Below are 21,577 nucleotides of genomic sequence, written 5' to 3'. Positions count from 1 at the left end.
ACATATGGAATTAATATATATCAAAAGCCGGGCTATACCGGCTTTTATTTTTAAGTAATGTTAAGAACATCTTCAATCTAAGGCGCGTTAAAGTTTTCTCCAGCGGCCATTGCTACAGGACATTGCCCTACCCTGCTTGTCTCTGCTTAATACCCCTCTTTCTGTGCATTTGTCGCCTAGTCTGGCCGCTTCGTGATCCTGAGGGATGGTTGTACCACCACCATTGAACAAGCCATTACCGCCTTTCGAAGGCGCTGTTGTACTGCTGGCGGTAGTAGTAGAAGAGATCACTGGTGAGCCAGGGCGATATGGAGCTGCTGAAACCGTGCCGGTGCGAATAACTTTCGCAGAAGAGGATGCCTCAAGATTGGGTGTATTGTAGTTAAGTGTCATCGTTCGGGTAGAGTTGTCAACAATGATGGAAGCACGGTAACCGATCTGCGTCTGTATGCTATCCATAACTTCTTTATACTGGGCCCCCGAAACTTTGAGTGATACCGGTAATGGCAGCTTTGCGCCAGAAGACCGGAATGTAAATGAGCGCTGCCTGGCCATTTGTGCCAACAGTTCATACGCATCACCGTTCCAGTTCATATCAATGCGCACGTTGTCATGATAGATACCACCGGTGATACCAACGGCTTTTTCATTTATCGCACCATACTGATACAACTCAGCTTGCGTTTTCTGGATTGACGAGATTGCCAGTTCGATATTTTTGTTAATGACCTCATCAGTTGTGCTTACTGGATCGGACTTTTTTCCCATAAGCGCACATCCTGAAAGTAATGATGCACAGGCAGAGATGGTCAACATGGTTTTTAAAGTGCTCATAACTAATCCTGTTATTTAATGTGAAGTTGGTTGTTCGATTAAATGAAGTAATCTACGGTATTCAGCTTCATCTTTTTGAATACCAATACCATGCTTGTATATCTCAGCGAGTAGCTTGATTGCTGAAGGGTGACCTTCATTTGCCTGCTCTTTAATTGCTTTTAAGGCAAGATCGTAATTGCCATGCTCAAGCTCAAGCGTGCTTAACTCAAAGTGAGTCATCATCACCTCCCCATTGTTCACGGAACCACCAAGGACGTGAATAGACTATGTTTCCTCGAATTTTACTCATGAGACTGTAATATATTCCTGAGACAGAATAACCGCGCCAGTGTAAATAAGCATAAAACATATTTAGACATGTTATTACCAGGAATAAAGTAGAACTCCAGTAATAAATCAAGAAGAGATATGCGAATAATCCTGAGAAAGGAACTCCAAATAAAGTTGGATTGACATTGTTTCGCCATTTATTAATCATTATTGATACCTCCTGAGCGTTTTACAAATTCGTGATAAGAAGCCTTTGATATAAAGATGTCTTTATCAACTGTTCCTTCTTTATAGAGGACCCATAATTTATCGATGATAGTGGCATTCTTGTTGTGCAAGTGGCTTTCAACCCAACGCGGCCATTTACTGTAGTGAATATCTTCCAGTTCATTTCTTATCTCCTGAGTAAACACAAGGCCCTCGCGGAGCATTACGCGTTTACCATCAGTCGATTTGAAAAGGTTCTGCACAATGACAACGCGTAAAACTGACAGGAGATCGAGAGCAACTGAAGCCTGCTGATCGACTGGGAATGCCTGGATGATTCGACTGAATATCTCGCCAGTTTTATTGATGTGGGATGTGAAGTTTAAAAGATGCCCGGATTTTGCAGCATCGATGCCGGCAAGATAGGTTTCCTTGTCGCGAGCTTCCCCTATCCCTATAACTTTAGGTGCACGACGCAGGGCATTGCGAATACCAGCTGCATACGAAGCTATGTCACGGGGAATTTCACTCTGACAAGGCTGCAGACCCACCCACATCGGGCCACCCAGGATAAACTCGACTGGCTGTTCGAAGAGAATTACCTTGCGGTCAGGCATCTTCATCCCGATTTCCATATACAGGGCCGTCAAAGTGGTGGTTTTTCCGCTTCCAGTAGGACCGGCAATAACATTTAGGCCGTCAGCGGAAAAGAGCTCACGCACGAACTCTTCTTCTATTGGGTATTTTTTTAGAGTCGGTAACTCTGAAGGAATTATTCGCGCTGATATTTGAATCGATAACCCACGACCCACGTGGCCCTGAACAAAGTTCGTTCTGAGTCGAATAGATTCCCCCCTCTCAAGCCCATATTGTTCGCCAGTTATTGACAGTGGCCTGTCCTGCTCTTCTCCACTGACTACAATGGTGACGATATCCGCGCCCCATAACAAAGTTATTAACTCTGAAAGATGAGAGTGGCCTATTACCATGTTTGAGGCTTTCACTAGGCGCCCATGAAGCTCAACCCAAATGTAATCACCTCCCTGAATGGTAACGTCTGAAACGTTGTGTCTCCAGCAATGAACGAAAAATTTCTTCATTATTTCTGGATAAATCTCACCATTAGGAAAGTCATAAGGAAAGCTGGAATGCAAATTATCCACTATCTGCCTCCGTACTGATACTGAGCTGACGTATCTGAAGTCGGAGACTTAGTTATAACTGGTTTCCATTTATCAGGGTTAACTTCGAACTGCGCCTTTTTCATGATCTCTCGGTGTTTTTCGCCGATTGTCAGACTATTTTTATTACTCTCAGGTGAAACGGTATATACCTTCGATGCTATTTCAGTACGGGAAATCATGCCCATTCGAAGTAAAGCGTTAAAGCGCATCATTCCGTTGTAGTCGCGTCCGAGGCGACTAAAATTCTCATCAAGAATACTCTGCGCCTGGGCAACGCCATCGTTCCAGCCTTTCTTTAGCGATGTCTCCCAGGCATTTTTCTCAGCGCTTGTTTTCGGGCGTGCATCATCTGAGGGATAGATAACCTCTGACTGTTGTAATAGTCCGGTGAAAAGATAGTCACGCCAGGTAGGAGGAACGGAGACGAACTCTTCGGGTTTAACAATGTTAAATGCTTTATTAGCCGTTCTGAACTGGTCCTTAGAAACAGAAGCAAGATCATTTGCTTCAACTATGACTGGAGGCAAGGAGCTGTCATTGGTCATTAACGAGCCGAAATTGTAAAGGCGGTCCAGAACCGACTCTTTTTTCTTAAGACCCTTCGCGATGTTTTGAGCTTCCCACACTAAGCCTGTTCTGAAGCCGATGGTTTCCCCCATATCACGTAATACAGTGATCCGAACTGTATCCCCTTCAGAGTTATTAAAGCCATTCAGGACCTCATTAAATGAAGGTGCCGGATTCTCGTCATATGGAGCGTCTGCGGCAGCTGCACCTGCCCAGGCTAACGCCAGTGAACAGACTAAGAGTTTGATTCTAAACATGGTGCACATCTCCAGATTACATATAGTGCGTATTATACGTAATTTTTCAATGTCAACAAATAGAAGGGGAGAAAAAATGAGGCTTTTCGTGAGGAACCCCACTGTGAATGCTTTTGTATATGAGTCTTGTGTATGAGCAAACAGCTTCAAAGATGTGCTTTCTTTGTGTTACATCCAATACGTATCAGTTGAAATTCTTTGATCCGTTGTGCGATAATCAAAACGCATGTTTCTATATAGGTTTTGTCCACTTCGGTACGTCGTGGCACACAATTTTACCGATGCGCTGGAGTTTTGAGGTCTACATGAAAGTGTAAGGCATGGCGGTAGCGTGGAAGACGGGAAGGTTTGAGCCAATGCTTCAATGGGAAATGACCAGATATGACTAACAGAAAACTGATAACAGCCTTAGTTGCAGCTAATGGTTTATTAGCCTGCAGTAACGGCCAATCTGCACCGGTTACAAAGCTCGAATATGAAACTGGTTGGATTAGATTCACTGAGGATGTGCCGGAACCGAAACCTGTCATATCTTCACAAACACCTGTGGTGCGTCATAACTCAGTAAACCAATCAAGAACTTTGCCGGTTCCGCCAGTGCAAGTAAATAAGACCGAACTTACGCTTCCAGTGCCGGATAAGAGCGGATTCGTTTATGTGAGCGGAAAGGATGTCCCATTGCTACAGGCAATGCACCAGGTAGTTCCGAAAGAATGGCGTATTCGCCTTTCACCAGATGTCGCACGCAGTTTCAAGAAAACTGTATCCTGGCCTGCGGGTGCACAATGGCCGAAGGTTTTGAATGACATGCTATCTGCTGTGGGGTTACATGCAGAATTTGCAGATCAGGACCGCGAAATTAAAGTGGTTTACCGGGTGAGTAACAAATCAGAATCTGTGTCCCCTACGTTATTAGCGGTAAACAAAGCCAATGCTAGTCATTCCCCAGTATCTAAACCTACAGAACCGAAAATGTGGAAGATTGATAAAGGGTTGACCTTAAAGGATGGCTTTATCGCGTGGACCAAGTCTGATAACTGCCCAGGTAAAGATCATAAATGGAACGTGCAGTGGAAAACCGATATTAACTACCCAATCGATTATCCGCTCAGTTTCTCGGGCAGTTTTGAAGAAGCTACAACAAAATTATTCACTTTATATCAGAAAGCACAATCGCCTCTTTACGTCAGTGCGTATCGCAATCAGTGCATTATCATCATTGATGACAGGAATTAAAGCATGACAAAAAAATTACTCTCTATTGTTATTTGCACCATTCTGGTAAACGGTTGTGCAGTGCAAAGGATGAACGAAGTAAGAAAAGATGCCGAGGACACTGGTGTTAAGGCTTCATCTCTTATAAAGCAAATGGGTGATAATGCCCCGGTAGTTCAATTCACAAGCGGTCAGTATATTAATACCACTCCGCTACCAAAACCGAAATATGACGCTCCGCGCGAAGTGGTAAATTGCCAGGTGACTTACAAAACAGCTAAGCCACAGGATATTTTCCAGTTCGCCCAAGATATGAGCGAGCAGTGCCATATCCGTGTTCGAGTTACTCCGGATGCCGCGGCGTATTTAAGCGGCGGTGGCGAAAGCGGTTCTAAGACACAACGGTTGGCGACAGTGCCATCCCCTGTAATGAACAGCGGTGAAATGAAACCCTTGGCCATGTTTGGTGCTGAGGCTAACGGCAATACAAGCCCTTCTCCTGCGGCCGCCAGTAGGTACATAACAGACGTCAGTTATTCAGGTAATTTCGGCGGGGTCATGGATCTCGTTACTGCGCGAATGGGTGTGTCATGGAAATACAGTAATGATGAGCCCATCATTTATTACCTCGAAACCAAGCGATTCGATATACAGCCGGCAGATGCAAAATATGATCTGACAGGGATGGTTACAAGTGGCCTCTCTAACGCAACGGGTACTGACAACGGCAGCGGCAGCGGTTCCTCAAGTTCCGGTGTATCTGGTTCTGGTGGGTCAACAATGTCGTCCACCGTGGCAATGGGAAATAACCTTTATAAGGACCTTAAGGAAACTGTTCAGAGCATGTTAACCCCGGGCGTCGGGCGTCTGAGTCTGAACGCTACCACTGGTACGTTGATGATTACAGATGTTCCCGATGTAGTCAGTCGAGTGGGTGAGTATCTCGATGATGAAAACAGCACCCTGAGCCGCCAGGTCGTTTTGAAGGTAGTGACTTATACCGTCAATACAGATGTGAGCGACATGATCGGTATTGACTGGAATTTAGTCTGGAAATCCCTGAATGGAAATTATGGAATCAAGCTCGCTAACACAAACAGCGGCGTTTCAGGCGACGCAATTTCTGGTGGTTTTAATGTCCTTGATACAGCAACTGGTTCCGCAGCGCAGTTCGCTGGTTCATCATTCCTTCTTGATGCACTTTCAAAGCAAGCAAAGGTATCGGATGTTAAAACCAGCACGATCATGACCACAAATATGGCTGCCGCACCTGTACTCGTCGGCCAGCAAACAACTTACCTGAAAGATGTTACCACCACGGCGTATGCCACGGGCGATGCAACCGTTCCTTCACAATCATTGACGCCGGGAAGCGTAACCACGGGGACGAATATCACCATTCTCCCTAAAATCCTGAAGGATTCAGATCGCCTGATGCTGAATATGTTCATGGATATTTCAAGCCTCAAGCAAATCCGTACCATCACATCTGATACGCAAAAAATTGAAGCACCAGATATTGATACACGATCTCTGCAGCAGCGTGTTTGGTTAAAGCCTGGGCAGACACTGATCATGTCAGGTTTTGAACAGAACACTGATAATTCAAATCGGCAGGGCGTTGGCTCACCAAGTAATATTTTATTTGGCGGTGCGTTGTCTGGCGCAAAAACAAAACAGAGCTTTGTTATTACGGTGACTCCATATGTACGCTAAAAATAAAAAAAAGCGCGATAAAGCTGAGTTATACGTAAGCGATGCATCAATACGTGTATTGACTATCAACAACCATCGCTTTGTCGTTGGGCTGGAATGGGAAACTATAAAATCTCACCGGAAGGTGATGCAAGAAGTTCGCAGGATAGGCAAAGATCGAAATCTTGATGTAGTTGCTATTAGGAAAGCTGAAGCAATCCAGGCTGGCTTTGCTCCTAAATCCAAGCAAAAATTAAGGGGGGCCTATTCTCTTATTGTCGCGTTAGCTACCCTTCTTCAGGGGAGTTGTATCGCAGTAATTTCGCTTGGCGCGAATGCCGAAGGTGAAGAGGAATATACTTTAGTCGGTCGTACTGAGAAAGGCGCGATTCACTCCAACTCAGATATGATCTTCCCTGAATCAAAAATTAAACAGGTGGTGTTAGACCTCAAACAGGATTTAAGAGGTAGTAAACAAAATACAGAAATCCCTGTTTTTGGAGATATTAATAAATTTGAATGGGTTACTGATGTTCTGGACCTCAATGAGATACTAAAACCCGGTAACGTCAGAAAAGATTTCCGTCTTAAGCCTCTTCAGTGGGGAATGACGAAAAATCAGTTAATCGGTTTTGCAGCTGCGCTGGTGATGTCGTGCGTGGCTGTATTTTTTATTCAGGATCATCTGGATGAGCAGGATAGAATAAAAAAAGCTGCCATCCAGGCTCAGATTCTTAAGCAGGCTGAGATAAATAAAATTGCCCGGTATCAGGCTGCACTGGACAAGTTGAAGCATCCGTGGATATCAACCTCCTCAATCCCTGTGTTTTTGGCAGCGTGTGAAGAGGGACTAAAGAAATTTGGGCTTTCTCAAAAGGGATGGATGCCAGCAACCATCAAGTGTAGTCAAGATGGATTTGATGCTAACTATAACCGACCGGATAATTCTGCGGTTACAGCACAAGCTTTTGTAGATGCCGTGAGAGAGAAATTCGGTACTGAACCGGCATTCAATATCACCCAGACAAATGTTTCTGCATTTTTCGTAAAAAATACTTTGCCCCCCAACGGCGATGATCCGTTACAAGACTTGGGGGCGCAGTTATTAAAAATTGTTTCCCTTTTTCAGTCAGTAAACATACCGGCAGTTCTTACTGAAGTCTCAATAAAAGACATTAAAAAGAATGAAGAAGGAGAGGACCTGCCTCTACAGGACTGGCAGGAGTTTACATTCAATGTCGAAACCACTGTCCCACCACAATTAGTTTTCAAGGAGGGGGAGTATTTAGGAATGCGAATTAATAGCATTATCTATGAAATCGCTCAGGATCAACGTTCTATCACCTATAAAATTACAGGGTCTGTCTATGGAAAACGTATTTCTAAATCGTAAAAATTTTATCCTTGTGTTTTTCTTAGTGTCATTTGGTGCTCTTGCAGAAAGTGGAACCGTATGGGATTTGGATAATATGCAAAAGCAACGAGTGTTATATGAAGCAAAAGCGGCTCTTAATAAGGCTAAAGCTGAGGCTGAAATTAAGGATTATGGAGCAACGTCACAGGCTAACCCATCGACTGTAGCAGGTATTTCGGGAGTCTCTACTTCTCAAGCGGATGCTCTACCGCAATTGGTAAAAATTAGTGGAAAAAATGCAGTTCTCAGCATGCAGGATGGAAATACCACTTCTGTGACTGCTGGTCAGCTGCTCCCTGGAGGCCGGTGGCAAGTTCTGAGTATAGGTTTAGGCGGGGTCAAAGTTAAAAACATTAGCACACAGAGTATTCAGGTTATTAATTAGAGGTGGGCAATGCAATATTCTGAGCATACGCATAGCTTGGTAAACATCGCACAGTATTTACCAAATATTAAGATTCCATCAGAAATAATTGAAAATGTGCGACTTCTAAAAGATAACTCCGAAGGAGGTTATCAACTATTTGTTGTAGATCAGTTCGATGGTAATACTCATTATTTTGATTTAAAGAAGCACTTAAACAAAAAAGAAGTATTCCCAAGCGTTAATTGGGTTACAAGAGAGGAATTAGCGGACGTTTGTAATGCTTTTGATGATTCAACAACTTCATCGTCAGAAACTAATACGCCATCTCAGAACAAAGTCATAGCAATTATCAAGCATGCCGTCGATATGCGTGCATCAGATATTCATTTCAGAATCGACTCATCATACTTTCAGGTATCGTTTCGTATTGATGGAATCAAGCGACCAATGAAGATGTTTGGGGATTCTACGGAAAATGGCCGGTTGCTTGTTAATACCCTCTTCAACTCAATGTGTACAGAGCAAAGCACGCCAACTCTGAGCGCCACTGAATCCAGTGATGCTCGATTGAAAGAAGAATTTGTGTCAATGCTTGGATTGAGTACAGGTCGGTTTGCCAGTCGTCCAGGTAACTCAGACACCCTGGTTGCAGTAGTGCGACTGGTCTCGAAGCGCAAGCAGCAACTGGAGCTCGAAGATCTGGGTTTAACCCCTAAGCAAGCCTCGGCGATCAGACGAACGCTATTTAAACCTTCAGGTGCGATTTTTTCCAGTGGGCCGACTGGTCACGGCAAATCAACGCTTTCACAGTGTATGGCAGAGTCTATTACACGAGATGATTCAGGTATAAACCTGTTAACGGTTGAAGACCCTATTGAATCACCTATACGTGGGGCGATTCAAACCCCACTCATTCTAGCCGACAGAAGTGACAGGGAGCTAATGGCCAAAGCTTGGGGTAAAGCAATTTCGAACCTCATGCGTCTCGATCCAGATAGCATCTATATTGGCGAGGTCAGGGATAGTACATCAGCAACCGGTGTTATAGAAGCTGCACAAACCGGACATAACGTGATTACTACCATTCACACAAGTCACCCTATTGATATTATTCAGCGCTTAAGAAGGTTTGGTGTCGACCAGGATTTATTAACAGATGCGACGTTGATTACGTGTCTTATTGGTTTAAGACTTACTCCGCTCTTATGTAAGCACTGCAGGCGCCCTTATGAAGAACATAAAGATGAGGTCGACGATTATTTGAGAGAGCTGATCGATAAATATACAGAATCTCAGAATGCTTTCCTGATTAATGAATCCGGTTGTGAGTACTGTGAAAATACAGGCATAAAGGGCCGCACAGGAGTATTTGAGGTAATCGAAACTGATTATAAATTTATGTCTCTTTATGAACGGGAAGGCAAATTCGCGGCATGGAATTATTGGCGCTCAAAAGGCGGGGAAACATTATGCGAGAATATTACAGCCCTTATTAATCAGGGAAAGGTTGATCCTGTTATAGCTCATAAGAAAATCTGTAACCTTGACAGGGATGATAAATTTAATGAATAACTTTGAACGTTATATTTATAGCCGCACATTTAGCGCTACTGATAGAGTGGAGTTGTATGATGATTTCAGACAGTACCTGCTGGATGGTTTAAGTGTACTTGCCACATTTGATAAGCTAATTGAAAACTATACTCGTAGAGGGCGAAATCCGGGTAATCCGATTGGTAAAATTCTCAGTGAGTGCAGACAAAATATCATGGCCGGTTATTCTCTTGCGGATTCACTACGCGAATGGATACCAGATCAGGAACTTAGCATTATAGACTCATGTGATGTTGCAGGTAGAGTCGCTGATGGGTTCCTCAATGCAATTTTTATTGCCGAAGGTACTGATAAAATCTTTCGTTCGATAAAGTCATCTTTGATGATTATTGCATATATGTTTGCGCTAACATTCGGCATTGTAGTTATGTTCTGCGTATTGCTTGTCCCACTTTTGAAACAGAGCGTACCGCTTGAAAAATGGAATGTTGCTCAGTTGGGTGTCTGGTATTTTTATGTTACAGTCACAGAATACTGGTATTTGATTTTATTTGTTCTGGTCGGTGTTAGTGTTTTAATATTTAAAACACTTTCGCGCTGGACAGGTAATGTAAGATTCTGGTTTGATAAATTCCCTCCATTTTCCATTTATAAGCGTTTAAATGGAGCAACTTTTATTTTAAACGTGAATGCTATGCTTTCCGCTGGTATTCCTATGGAGACCGCAATAACGAATATGGTTGACTCTTGTGAGTCTCCTTGGATGCTTGAGCGTTTGGAAGCAATGCGTGGTGCAATTGAAGATGGTGAGGAGAATTTAGGATCAGCACTTGACGTTATTGGTTACGAGTTTCCTGGAGACGCGGCCATCATTAAGATGAAGAGCCTTTTTGAAACCTCGAACTCAGAGGGGTCATTGAAACGCTTTGCCGGGAAATGGCTTGAAAAAACAGTTTCATCAGTTGAAAAAACAGGAGAGGTACTCAGGTTATTAGGATATTTCGGTTGCGTGGGTTCCATTTCGTTACTCATTTTAGTTATGTCTGACTTAATTCAACAAGCATTCTTCCATTAAGGGGAAAATATGAAAAATATGAACATGAAGCGTGGTATTGCAAACATTACTGATTCACTTTCATCACTTGGCATTATGTTGGTGCTAATCGCAGCTGTGATGGCGTTGGTTTATATGGGTTATTCTAAATACTATGCCACCAATGAGGTCACAGTTATCAGTAACCTTATCAACGAAACTAAAAACATGAGAGCGAGTAACGGCTACGGCACATCGGACTATAACCAGGCTCTTATCAATGCAGGTGCGTTACCTAGCACAGTCGCTACATCAGGAAGCACTATCAACAACCGTTCTGGAGGTACAATCACTGTTAAAGGAGCTGGGGTCGGGTTCACGATAACCGATACGATGTTGTCTAATAAGGATTGTATTAATCTCACACAGAAATTAGGCACGTCTGAAATGGCTTCTACCAAAATTAACTCCCAGTCTTTTACCGGTGAAGTTACTGCTGTCATGGCTACAACAGCCTGTACGACAGACCAGAACACTGTCGTGTTCACTACGAAATCCTAATTCTGTTTAATCCTAAATGCCCCTAGTGGGCATTTTTACGGTAGAGAAATGAATAAGCTAAATGACCTTGATTTTATAGATTTACTTCTTGGAAAGGATTATTCAGAAATTAAAGGCCTTAAAGGGGCGGCATCATTTATAACTGACCTTCCAGAGCAGTTCTTACCTGATGCAAACAAACTTAAAAATGAATGCTTACTTGTTTTTCAGGATTCAGGAAAGACAGAGTTTTCTCTGCAGTATGAGGGGCGTGTTTATAGGATTACCGTCTTAACCAGCGTATTTGACGGTATAAGTTTTGTAATGCGTCAAACTCCAAAAAATATTGTAGATTTTAGTGAAATTGCTTTCTCCACAGACTTACGTCATTCCATTGAGCTGCCAAGTGCGACAGGGTTGTGTCTGATTGCAGGAGAAATGGGGTGCGGCAAGACCACTACGGCAGCTTCGGTTCTTAAACACCGTATCGAGACAACCGGTAGTCTGGGTGTTTCGATTGAGGATCCTATTGAAACACTACTCAATGGGCGCCATGGAACTGGCCGATGTATGCAGATGGAAGTTGGACAACATGAGTCCTACTCTTCTGCGACTAAAAAGGCATGGCGAACTGGAGCTTCTTGTCTTCTTCTTGGCGAAATTCGTGATAGTCATACAGCACATGAAGTGCTTAAAGCTTCTCTGACTATGTTTGTTGTTTCAACTATTCATGCTTCTTCAATATTTGATGCAATTGAACGGTATGTGATGTTTTGTGAAGAGGTTAATCCCAACGCTAAAAATAACATTGCTAACACGCTTTATATTATTGCCCATCAAACAATGAATCCAGTTATTAGGAATAATGCAATGATTGGCCGAAATATAGATATCAACGCTTATAATCTTTTTCATTCTACTCAACGTGATTCTATAAGAACTAAAATATCTAATGGGAATTACAAAACACTCGCTGACGATTTTAATCGTGCAAATTACAAAATCAAAGGGGACTGAACATGAAAAAGGGCGTAGCACAAATGAGTGATGCTCTCGGCGCTATCGGTTTATTGCTGGTAGTTCTTGCTGTTATCATCCTTCCAATGAGCAGTTGGATATTAGATCAATCCAGAGCGACCGTTGCTGCCTCTCAGGCAAAGAAAGTGCAGCAAGCTGTTAACCTCTATATAAAAGATAATCATGATACAATTGCAGCTTCCGCTACAGCAACAACACCTTTTATATTTGGCGTTCCAGAGTTAATTAGTGGTGGTTATCTTCCTACTGGATTTTCCTCACAAAACAATTTTTCAGCAACGTATCAAACCCGTGTATTTGAGCCAACAGCCAATAAACTCAACTCTATGACCTTTTTAAATGGTGGAGTGCAATTGTCGAAGAGTCTTGCTCGCAAGATTGCGATCGGCATTGGTTCAGATGGAGGGATTATTGATAACGGAGTCGCACAAGGGGCACTTGGTAGCTGGACTATGAGTTTGGCCTCTTTTGGCGGTTACAACCCTGGTGACGGGAGCGTTGTCATTGCTGGTTTTTATGAGGATGGCAATAATATAAGTGATTATTTATACAGGAAGGCCGTACCCGGTCATCCTGAATTAAATACCATGAGTACCGCACTGAATATGGGTGCAAAGGATATTAATAATGCGGCCACGACAACAACAACGACTCTTAACGCTACGAATGCAAATGCAACAACTGTGACAGCGACCGATGTTAATTCGACCAATGTTAATGCAACAAATGTGAACGCTCAGACAACCCGCACAGCTGGAGAAACTTATACCGGCGGTTGGTTCCGTACTACAGGTGATACCGGGTGGTACAACGAAAAATGGGGAGGCGGATTCAACATGACTGACAGCACCTGGATTCGTGCTTATAACAACAAGTCAATTTACACGGGTGGGCAGGTTCAGGCAGGCACAATTCTCTCGAACGGTCGTATGACTGCCAATGAATTCGTTCAACTTAACGGAGTGGCCACAGCAGGCGCTGCATGCTCTCCTAATGGGCTTATAGGCCGTGATGCAGCTGGCGGGATACTTTCTTGTCAATCCGGTGTGTGGACATCAGCTGCTAATCACAACGGAAATTACTCATCACTTGGGGCATTTGTATCTGTCTATACCTCAGTCAACAACACTGGTAGACCAATGACCATTTATGCATCGGGAGGCGTATCAACTGTAGATCGTAAAATTAAAGACGGTGACAACTGCCGAAATATGAATCGCCACGGATAATCTAGACACTTCCTAGCCGTTGATAATACTGGTTTTCATATTCTGTCGGTGACATCTGATCGCTGGAACCATGCCGACGCTTACTGTTATAAAACATTTCGATGTAATCAAAAATATCGCTGCGGGCTTCTTCCCGCGTTCCGTAGCTCTTTTTCTTTATCCGTTCGCGTTTCAACAACTGGAAAAAGCTTTCTGCAACCGCATTATCATGGCAGTTACCGCGACGGCTCATGCTGCCCTCCAGGCCGTGTGATTTCAGGAACGACTGCCACTCATGGCTTGTGTACTGACTGCCCTGATCCGAATGAACCAGCACCTGTTTTTGGGGATTACGGCGCCATACAGCCATCAGCAGTGCGTTCAGGACAATGTCCTTTGTCATCCGGGATTGCATGGACCAGCCGATAATTTTGCGTGAGAACAGATCAACAACCACGGCAAGATACAGCCAGCCTTCGTGGGTCCTGATGTAGGTTATGTCCGTTACCCAACGCTCATCCGGAGCATCCGGATTGAACTGTCGCTGGAGCCTGTTGGGCGACACGATACTGGCCTCGCCTTTACGTGCCCTCGGGCTCCGGTATCCGACCTGAGCCTTTATCCCGACACGTTTCATCAGTCGCCAGACTCTGTTCACTCCGCACTGTTGCCCGCTGTCCCGCAGATCCAGATGGATTTTGCGATAACCATAGACGCATCCCGATTCCAGCCAGAATTGTTTAATCTGTCCTGTCAGTCTCAGGTCTGCCTGATGGCGTTGTGAATGCAGCTGCTGAAGCCAGGCGTAAAAACCACTGGGATGTACATCCAGCACCCGACAGAGCAGGCGAACAGGCCAGCAACAGGTGTTGTCACGGATAAAGGCTTACCTCAGTCGGACAGCTTTGCGAAGTACGCCGCGGCTTTTTTTAATATGTCCCGTTCGTCGGTAACCCGCTTCAGCTCTTTCTGGAGACGGCGGATCTCGGCCTGAGCATCTGACTGTTCTTTATTAGTGGAAGAATCCGGACCGTAGTTCTTTATCCAGGCGTAAAGGCTGTGGGTGGTGATATCGAGACGCGTTGCAACGCTGGCAACAGAATAACCGCGATCAACAACCTGTTTGACTGCTTCAATTTTAAACTCTTCGGGAAAACGCTTACCGCTCATGGGCACCTCTCTTTAAGCCATCTTAAATGACTCTGAGGTGTCTGTTAAACCCGTGGCGATTCAAAAGTTCTGTATTACCGACAGGTCAAGAAACTGAGCATAAGAGAAACTGCTGAAGCCACCGGTTACAGTACATCTCAGGTCTGCAGGATTCAGGCCCTGTTCAGGCCTGAAAATTAAGCACATTTTCTGAGGCTGGAAATCAACTCATGCTGACAGCCTGAGCCTGTTGGCATGGTAAGCAATGTGCTCACCAATAAAGCTGGAAATGAAATAATAGCTGTGGTCGTAACCAGTATGATATCGGAATGATGTGTTGATGTTCATCTCGTTGCACACTCTTTCAAGACTTTTAGTGCGTAACTGATCTTCATAAAAGGCGTCACTTAATCCCTGGTCAATAAAAATTTCTGGTAATTTCGCACCCTGTAAAATGAGACTGACGGGATCGTAGTGCTCCCACGTTTTTTTATTTTCACCCAGGTACGCGGTGAATGCCTGTTGTCCCCATGGCACCTGAGAAGGTGACACTATTGGTGAAAATGCCGATACACTCACATATTCATCAGGATTTCGCAGCGACAGAACCAGCGCTCCCAGCCCACCCATGGAGTGACCGGATATTGATTTCCTTGATGTTACAGGTAAATGCTCCATGACAACATCCGGAAGCTCATGGAGAATATAGTCATACATCCTGTAATGGGTGTTCCACGGATGTTCCGTCGCGTTCAGATAAAATCCGGCACCCTGGCCCAGATCGTAGCTGTCAGCATCTGCGACATGCTCTCCACGGGGACTGGTATCAGGAACAACGACGATGATGTTGTTCCTGGCTGCATAATGCTGCATACCCGATTTGGTGATGAAATTCTGCTCCGTACAGGTCAGACCCGAGAGCCAGTACAGCACCGGCAGTTTTTCTGTTGCTGCTTTGGGAGGAAGATAAACACCGAAATTCATCTCACAATTAAGTGTTTGTGAATTATGGCGGTATACGTTTTGCCAGCCGCCAGCGCTGGCATGCTGCTCGATGAGTTCCATCAGCCTCTGTCTCATGGTTATTTCCCCTGACAGGGAGTCAGGGGAGGTCTATTCATAGCCGGACGTCAGATGAACGTATAAGCCGTGATTTTGTTACCCGCAGGGTCTCGCAGGTAGGCTGCATAGGCTCCAGGGAGATGGCTGCGCGGGCCAGGCTGACCTTCATCTTTCCCTCCGGCGGCAAGGCCGGCGGCGTGGAAAGCATCAACTTCTTCCGGACTTGCAGCTGCAAAGCCGACAGTTACGCCGTTGGCCGATGGCGCTTCACCGTTGCCAGGACGTGCAATAATAAAGGCTGGCTTTTCGCGACCATAAAGTACCCAGCCATTGCCAAACGGGCCGAGGTTATTGATGCCAAGCGTACCAAGAACAGCATCGTAAAAAGCAGCGGATTTTTCAACATCGGATGCACCGATGAAGACGTGGGAAAAAACCTCATTACCAGAAATTACAGGTGTTGCCATGATCCATTTCCTTCAGTTGGTTTGACTCAGTTGAGACGCTATCAGTAACGGATTACCGTACGGATTGATTTACCTTCATGCATAAGATCGAAGGCCTCATTGATTTCATCCAGCGTCATCGTGTGGGTAACAAATGGCTCCAGTTCAATTTCACCCTTCATGGCATCTTCTACCATGGCCGGAAGCTGCGTACGGCCTTTCACTCCGCCGAAAGCAGAACCTTTCCATACGCGCCCGGTAACGAGCTGGAATGGACGGGTGGATATCTCCTGCCCGGCGCCGGCCACGCCGATGACAATGGACTGGCCCCAGCCACGGTGAGCACTTTCCAGCGCCGCACGCATAACGTTGACGTTACCGATACATTCAAAAGTGTGGTCAATGCCCCATTTGTTGATTTCAAGCAGCACATCTTTAATCGGTTTGTCATGGTCGTTCGGGTTGATGCAGTCGGTTGCACCGAACTGACGGGCAAGTTCGAATTTGGCCGGGTTGGTGTCGATAGCGATAATGCGTCCTGCTTTTGCCTGACGAGCCCCCTGAACGGCAGCCAGACCGATTGCGCCAAGACCAAAAATAGCGACAGAATCTCCAGGCTGTACTTTCGCTGTGTTATGAACAGCGCCAATCCCGGTAGTCACGCCACAGCCCAGCAGGCAGACGTGTTCATGGTTTGCCTCCGGGTTAATTTTTGCCAGAGAAACCTCGGCCACTACCGTGTACTCACTGAAGGTGGAGCATCCCATGTAGTGGTAAAGAGGCTGGCCATTGTAAGAAAAGCGGGTGGTTCCGTCAGGCATCAGTCCTTTTCCCTGAGTTTCGCGAACCGATACACAGAGGTTCGTTTTCCCGGACTGACAGAATTCACACTCCCCGCATTCGGCGGTGTAAAGCGGAATCACATGGTCTCCCGGCTTCACGCTGGTCACGCCTTCACCGACCTCCACGACGACACCGGCCCCTTCGTGGCCGAGAACCACCGGGAAAACGCCCTCAGGATCGTTCCCGGAGAGGGTAAAGGCATCGGTGTGGCAGACACCGGTGTGGGTATTTTTAATCAGCACCTCGCCTTTTTTAGGTGGTGCAACATCAATTTCAACAATCTCCAGGGGCTTCCCTGGTGCAAATGCAACGGCAGCACGTGATTTCATATGTAAATTATCCTCAATGTGATGGCTTAGCTATTTAAGATAGGCGCGAACCAGTTCAATCGTATCGTCAACGGATTTACTGATTTCATGGCTGTAGCTGTCATTCTGGTCAAAGGTTTCCCGTATGTGGCTCTCGAGCACCTCTGCCATAAGACCGTTAGCTGCTCCGCGAACGGCAGCTATCTGCTGAAGAATGGAACGGCATTCAGCACCATTTTCCAGCGCTCTTTCCAGAGCATCAATCTGACCCCGAATGCGGCGAACACGGGTAAGGACCTTTTTTTTCTCTTCAGGAGTACTGGGCATTATTTACCTCACCATTTTTGATTTTATATACTATAGTGGAGTATATAATCATCGTCAATGCATACTCCACTATAGTATAGAGAAGGATAAACACAATTGTTTACATTTACGATATAAATCATATATTTATATGATTTCTGGCTGTGATGCTGTCGGAAGGAAAGTTACTACAAAAATGATATCTACCGATACGGAATTTGGGGCATAGGCGGTTCTGTTAAATTTCGGCAGATATTGGCTCATCATTGATGGTCAAAAAATGAGCCTAACGTACAATAATTTTCGATATCCAAACTGACCCCTAATAGCGCTCAGCGCTCAGTGCTTTGGCATTCCACTTTGAGCGTTTCACGTACCATGTTGAGCAGTTTCTTTCATCAGTCACGGTACGATTATCCCGGTAATCTCCCTGTAATCACATCATCGAAACGGAGTAACACATGACTTCACAACTTAACTGGCAGGCACCGGCCATAAATCGCAAAAAAGTGGGCGACATGACTGTGACCATGCTCAGTGATGGTTACCTGGACGTATCCTTCGAGCTGCTGTCTGGCATTGATGGCTCTCGTGCTGAGGCGCTACTTCAGAAGCGCGGCGCTCCGACATTGCCTCGTATCAATATCAATGTTTATGTTATCCAGACACCTGATCGTACCATTCTGGTAGACAGTGGCGCAGGCGGTATTAATGGCTGGGGAGGTCGTCTTCAGGTTGCCCTGGCAGCAGCAGGCATTGACCCGCTTGCGATTGATACCATCCTGCTGACTCATGCACACCCGGACCACATTGGTGGCCTTGCCGGTCCTCTGCAGACGCCGGTGTTTCGTAATGTTCAGCAGCTTTATGTTCATGAGAAAGAGCTCGAATTCTGGCGCGATGAAACTATTTCAGCTGGCGCACCTGATGCTTTTAAACCTTTCTTTGAAGTAGCCAAAAACGCTTTTAACGCTTACGGTGACAAGCTGATGCTGTTCCGTGAGGAAGCTATCCTGCCGGGCATTCAGACTGTAGAACTGTTTGGACACACACCGGGCCACAGCGGATACCTGCTGGGCGATGAAAAAGAGTCTCTGCTCATCTGGGGCGATATTGTACATTTCCCACACGTCCAGATTGCTCAGCCTGAGGTTACTATCGCATTCGACAGCGATCCTGTTGCCGCTGCTGCTGTTCGCGTCAAACTGCTTGACCGTGCGGCGAGTGATAATCTGGCCGTGAGTGGTATGCATTTTAACCTGCCGACGACCGGTAAGGTTGTACGTGACGGCAGTAGCTATGCGCTGAACTACGACCTCTGGTCACCCGCAGTCTGATCCTCCGCCTTCCTTGTGCGGCAGTGCCACCGGGGAGGGCTCCTTTCCCGGATATCTTCTGTTAACTCATGAATATGACATCCTCACAAAAGAACTGGCTTATTGCCATAACTGGTTGTTTGTCTTTCTCTGGAGCACGGGCTTTGTTGCAGCTAAATTCACCGTTCAGTTCAGCGGGCCCTTTCACCTGCTGTTCTTACGCGGGGCGTTTTCCTGCCTGATATTCCTGTTATGCACTGGCATTCAGGTCGCGCTTCCCTCCCCGGGCAGGTATTGTGCGCAATCTGATTGTAGGGCTCTTTCTGCAGAGTTTTTTCCTCGGAGGGTGTTTTTACGCGATTCACCGGGGTATGCCGGCAGGGATTGTGGCTTTTATCACGGGTCTTCAGCCGGTGCTGACGGCCATACTGGTATCAGTGCTGCAACGTAAGCACCTCCGACCGCGTAAATGGTTCGGAATTGCGGTCGGCTTTGCCGGGGTATATCTGGTTCTCTCACCTGGTCAGCACAGCTTTTCATTAGATCCAGCGGCTTTTGGATCAGTAATTATCGGTGTGCTGGGTGTGACCATTGGTGCGCTTTATCAGCGTCGCGCACAAGGTGAAGGCCATATCTTCGCTAACACGTTTTTACAGTACGTCACGCTGACCTTCTCTATGGGCCTGATAGCCAAAACGCCTGCGCTCCAGTGCCAGTTCAGTAATACGCCCTGATAAATGGGCATCAGCCGCCGGACGCTGAGCGTCATAGCGGCAGGCCGACAGGAACAAACCTGTGAGTCTGCAGGCACGACGTTGCGACAGACCGGTCGCATCACACATCAACACCACGACTTCGCGCTTCTGGTCTGTCGTCAGTACTTTCGCCCCAGAGCCACCTGACGCGCCTCCTTATCCAGCATGGTCTCGGCGAGCAGCTTCTTGAGTCTGGCGTTCTCTTCCTCAAGTGACTTCAGGCGCTTAACCTCAGGCACCTCCATGCCGCCATACTTCTTACGCCAGGTATAAAACGTGGCGTCGGAAATGGCGTGCTTACGGCAGAGTTCCCGGGCTGAAACGCCGGCTTCAGCCTCGCGGAGGATACTGATGATCTGTTCATCGGAAAAACGCTTCTTCATGGGGATGTCCTCATGTGGCTTATGAAGACATTACTAACATCGCAGTGTATTAATCAACGGGGAGCAGGTCACGCTTCTAAATATTCATCAACCGACACGGGCGGTTTCCGTAAACAACTGCGCTGCGTAGTTACGGCCGAAAGCACAAGTGCTCTATTTAAATCGAATAAATCCATAACAAAATCGTCAGGATGCAACGCTTCGATACCAAAGGCATCAAGAGCAGCTGCCAGAAAATCTTTAAGATTAAACGTCACAATGATTTCAGCATTGCTACGGACAGCAGCTGCGGCAACATGCCGATCATCTACATCAGGTAAATCAATGCTATCAATCAGAGGCTCAAAGCCGGTGACCATCGCATCAGGAACGGCTTTATTCATTAGCATGGCAGTGCGTTGAATTTGATCTTCAGTTAGATCCGTTCTGTTTGCTAACAGGTGACGTTGCCACTCATTTTCGATAATGGCTGACCATTTTGGTTGGTACAATCCGGTCAGCCCCAATCGAATCAGTAATTCCCTTAGAAATGACGGGTACAGTACGCAAGCATCTAAAACTACGGGATAAGGTGTGTGGTTCATTAGTAAAGTCCATGCTCTTGGCTTAGATCTGCCAACTCCTGCATAGCTTTATTGCTATCGCTATCTCGCTGATCCTTGTAATTCATCAAATCGGCGAAAAGCACGCGGCGATGGCGACCTGTTTTATGAAAAGGCAGCTTCCCATCTTCCAGCAGTTTCACCATATGAGGGCGTGAAACATTCAGAATATTGGCGGCTTCCTGCGTGGTCAATTCAGCATGCACAGGAACGACTTGCACCGCGTTACCAAGTGCTAGTTCACCCAAAATCGACATAAGCAACGTCAGTGAAGACGTCGGTAGTTCGATTTGATGAGTTACGTTATCTGCATCCTGAATCGAAATTTTCTGTGTTTCCATTTTTGTGGAGAGGTAGGCGGCAAGCTCCCTTTGTCCACGTACAGCTGCCTCAATCTCCCCTTTAGCCGGAAGGCTAAGGCTATCAAGAATTGAGTTTGTCATTGTGTAGTATTCCAATTGTTTAAGTTTCGATTTTACGGTTTCGGTTTACAGTTTCGGTTTTACAGTTTCGGTTTTACGGTTTCGGTATTGATATGACGACAGCTGTTATAACTGAGATTATACGAAATAAACGAAAAACGAAATAAACGAAACAAACGAAAAACTGGGTAAATCCTGCTGACTGCAAAGTTGTAGGTATGTACTAAATTTTCGGATCTCCAAACTGCCCCTTAAAAGAACGTAACTACCCGCCAGTAGTCCACGTCCCCTTCACCCCGGAGCGTAAGGTGTCCCCACTCATTCCTGTGTCGTTGCGCTTCCTCGGTCGTTCGCTCGTAAACTCGGTCACTTCCTGCGGCGAGCACTGAATATCTTCAGGTGCCTTTACGGGAATATGAGATACCCGTCGCGGTTTTATTTCGCAAGCTAACAAATTGCACCACGCATAGCCGACGTGGTTCTTTTGGGCTAGAAAAAAAACGATGAACCAGGTAGAATCTGTGAGCCGGCAAAGCCTTGTGGTGGGGTTTTTGCCGGAACATATATGATCAACGGCGTCAGAACGGATGGGTTTTTTA

At 45.8% G+C, this 21,577-nt stretch carries 21 protein-coding genes and 3 pseudogenes; 12 read left to right on the top strand and 12 right to left on the bottom strand.

All coding sequences use genetic code 11. The features are described from left to right. Positions 1-87: 87 nt before the first annotated feature. The 4 genes from ACQUTD_RS17330 to ACQUTD_RS17315 all read right to left on the bottom strand — a co-directional run bounded on the left by ACQUTD_RS17330 (position 88) and on the right by ACQUTD_RS17315 (position 3,322). A complete protein-coding gene (locus ACQUTD_RS17330) occupies positions 88-834 on the bottom strand; it encodes a DotD/TraH family lipoprotein (protein ID WP_473277360.1) in 747 nt (248 codons plus the stop codon). A gap of 15 nt (positions 835-849) precedes the next feature. Further along, positions 850-1,059, bottom strand: a complete 210-nt coding sequence (locus ACQUTD_RS17325; protein WP_045409107.1) for a hypothetical protein — start codon at positions 1,057-1,059, stop codon at positions 850-852. Between the two features lie 248 nt (positions 1,060-1,307). Then, complete coding sequence (gene traJ / locus ACQUTD_RS17320) at positions 1,308-2,477, bottom strand: plasmid transfer ATPase TraJ (protein WP_045336900.1); 1,170 nt, start codon at positions 2,475-2,477, stop codon at positions 1,308-1,310. After that, on the bottom strand, positions 2,477-3,322 hold the full coding sequence (locus tag ACQUTD_RS17315; RefSeq protein WP_158409077.1) for a type IV secretory system conjugative DNA transfer family protein: 846 nt from the start codon (positions 3,320-3,322) through the stop codon (positions 2,477-2,479). The genes traJ and ACQUTD_RS17315 overlap by 1 nt, the downstream gene beginning before the upstream one ends. Positions 3,323-3,703: 381 nt before the next feature. Here ACQUTD_RS17315 and ACQUTD_RS17310 point away from each other — a divergent pair, with 381 nt between their 5' ends. The 9 genes from ACQUTD_RS17310 to pilV are packed head-to-tail and all read left to right on the top strand — an operon-like array spanning position 3,704 to position 13,407. Then, positions 3,704-4,558, top strand: a complete 855-nt coding sequence (locus tag ACQUTD_RS17310) for a TcpQ domain-containing protein (protein ID WP_473277359.1) — start codon at positions 3,704-3,706, stop codon at positions 4,556-4,558. Between the two features lie 3 nt (positions 4,559-4,561). Further along, a complete protein-coding gene (gene pilN, locus ACQUTD_RS17305) occupies positions 4,562-6,253 on the top strand; it encodes a PilN family type IVB pilus formation outer membrane protein (RefSeq protein WP_106672296.1) in 1,692 nt (563 codons plus the stop codon). Next, positions 6,243-7,625 (top strand): type 4b pilus protein PilO2, encoded by a 1,383-nt coding sequence (pilO2, locus tag ACQUTD_RS17300; protein ID WP_045336904.1) that lies wholly within the window; start codon positions 6,243-6,245, stop codon positions 7,623-7,625. Before pilN ends, pilO2 begins: the two co-directional genes overlap by 11 nt. Continuing rightward, positions 7,600-8,031, top strand: coding sequence for a type IV pilus biogenesis protein PilP (gene pilP / locus ACQUTD_RS17295; protein ID WP_045336905.1), 432 nt, complete (start codon positions 7,600-7,602; stop codon positions 8,029-8,031). Before pilO2 ends, pilP begins: the two co-directional genes overlap by 26 nt. Positions 8,032-8,040: 9 nt before the next feature. Continuing rightward, on the top strand, positions 8,041-9,585 hold the full coding sequence (locus ACQUTD_RS17290; protein WP_045336907.1) for a GspE/PulE family protein: 1,545 nt from the start codon (positions 8,041-8,043) through the stop codon (positions 9,583-9,585). Further along, positions 9,578-10,642: a type II secretion system F family protein gene (locus tag ACQUTD_RS17285; protein WP_106672295.1), complete on the top strand. Its 1,065-nt coding sequence runs from the start codon at positions 9,578-9,580 to the stop codon at positions 10,640-10,642. The genes ACQUTD_RS17290 and ACQUTD_RS17285 overlap by 8 nt, the downstream gene beginning before the upstream one ends. Before the next feature lie 9 nt (positions 10,643-10,651). Further along, on the top strand, positions 10,652-11,161 hold the full coding sequence (locus ACQUTD_RS17280; RefSeq protein ID WP_045336911.1) for a type 4 pilus major pilin: 510 nt from the start codon (positions 10,652-10,654) through the stop codon (positions 11,159-11,161). Between the two features lie 48 nt (positions 11,162-11,209). Beyond that, the gene (locus ACQUTD_RS17275; RefSeq protein WP_045336913.1) at positions 11,210-12,157 is read left to right on the top strand and encodes an ATPase, T2SS/T4P/T4SS family; all 948 of its coding nucleotides are present in this window, start codon (positions 11,210-11,212) and stop codon (positions 12,155-12,157) included. Positions 12,158-12,159: 2 nt separating this feature from the next. Next, entirely contained in the window at positions 12,160-13,407 is a 1,248-nt protein-coding gene (gene pilV, locus ACQUTD_RS17270; RefSeq protein WP_473385717.1) for a shufflon system plasmid conjugative transfer pilus tip adhesin PilV, read from the top strand. A gap of 1 nt (position 13,408) precedes the next feature. Here pilV and ACQUTD_RS17265 read toward each other — a convergent pair. After that, a pseudogene (locus ACQUTD_RS17265) lies at positions 13,409-14,556 on the bottom strand (IS3 family transposase). Positions 14,557-14,619: 63 nt separating this feature from the next. On the opposite strand from ACQUTD_RS17265, the pseudogene ACQUTD_RS17260 reads away from it, so the two are divergent. Beyond that, positions 14,620-14,736: pseudogene (locus ACQUTD_RS17260) on the top strand (recombinase family protein); the annotation flags it as partial. Positions 14,737-14,763: 27 nt separating this feature from the next. Here ACQUTD_RS17260 and fghA read toward each other — a convergent pair. The 4 genes from fghA to frmR form a co-directional block, all read right to left on the bottom strand. Beyond that, on the bottom strand, positions 14,764-15,600 hold the full coding sequence (gene fghA, locus ACQUTD_RS17255; protein ID WP_008813493.1) for an S-formylglutathione hydrolase: 837 nt from the start codon (positions 15,598-15,600) through the stop codon (positions 14,764-14,766). A gap of 65 nt (positions 15,601-15,665) precedes the next feature. Further along, the gene (locus tag ACQUTD_RS17250; protein WP_088222275.1) at positions 15,666-16,064 is read right to left on the bottom strand and encodes a VOC family protein; all 399 of its coding nucleotides are present in this window, start codon (positions 16,062-16,064) and stop codon (positions 15,666-15,668) included. A gap of 41 nt (positions 16,065-16,105) precedes the next feature. After that, on the bottom strand, positions 16,106-17,215 hold the full coding sequence (gene frmA, locus ACQUTD_RS17245) for an S-(hydroxymethyl)glutathione dehydrogenase (RefSeq protein ID WP_000842086.1): 1,110 nt from the start codon (positions 17,213-17,215) through the stop codon (positions 16,106-16,108). A 30-nt stretch (positions 17,216-17,245) separates the two neighbouring features. After that, positions 17,246-17,521 carry a formaldehyde-responsive transcriptional repressor FrmR gene (gene frmR / locus ACQUTD_RS17240; protein ID WP_001141270.1) on the bottom strand — a complete coding sequence of 92 codons (276 nt, stop codon included), beginning with the start codon at positions 17,519-17,521 and terminating at the stop codon, positions 17,246-17,248. 440 nt (positions 17,522-17,961) lie between these two features. Between frmR and ACQUTD_RS17235 the strand changes: the two genes are divergently transcribed. Then, on the top strand, positions 17,962-18,837 hold the full coding sequence (locus ACQUTD_RS17235) for an MBL fold metallo-hydrolase (protein ID WP_088222274.1): 876 nt from the start codon (positions 17,962-17,964) through the stop codon (positions 18,835-18,837). A gap of 275 nt (positions 18,838-19,112) precedes the next feature. After that, positions 19,113-19,550: a DMT family transporter gene (locus tag ACQUTD_RS17230; RefSeq protein ID WP_254915064.1), complete on the top strand. Its 438-nt coding sequence runs from the start codon at positions 19,113-19,115 to the stop codon at positions 19,548-19,550. Here ACQUTD_RS17230 and ACQUTD_RS17225 read toward each other — a convergent pair. From ACQUTD_RS17225 to ACQUTD_RS17215, 3 genes and pseudogenes are all read right to left on the bottom strand, one after another. Further along, positions 19,500-19,954, bottom strand: a pseudogene (locus ACQUTD_RS17225) (transposase); the annotation flags it as partial. The gene ACQUTD_RS17230 and the pseudogene ACQUTD_RS17225 sit on opposite strands and share 51 nt — an antisense overlap. Positions 19,955-20,022: 68 nt before the next feature. Then, the gene (locus tag ACQUTD_RS17220) at positions 20,023-20,538 is read right to left on the bottom strand and encodes a PIN domain-containing protein (RefSeq protein ID WP_088222273.1); all 516 of its coding nucleotides are present in this window, start codon (positions 20,536-20,538) and stop codon (positions 20,023-20,025) included. Then, positions 20,538-20,999, bottom strand: coding sequence for a helix-turn-helix domain-containing protein (locus ACQUTD_RS17215; protein ID WP_088222272.1), 462 nt, complete (start codon positions 20,997-20,999; stop codon positions 20,538-20,540). The genes ACQUTD_RS17220 and ACQUTD_RS17215 overlap by 1 nt, the downstream gene beginning before the upstream one ends. Positions 21,000-21,577 lie beyond the last annotated feature (578 nt).

This window comes from Enterobacter sp. K510, assembly GCF_055804875.1.
The sequence above is the reverse complement of the archived record's forward strand: the minus strand, read 5'-3'. Positions and strand labels throughout refer to the sequence as shown.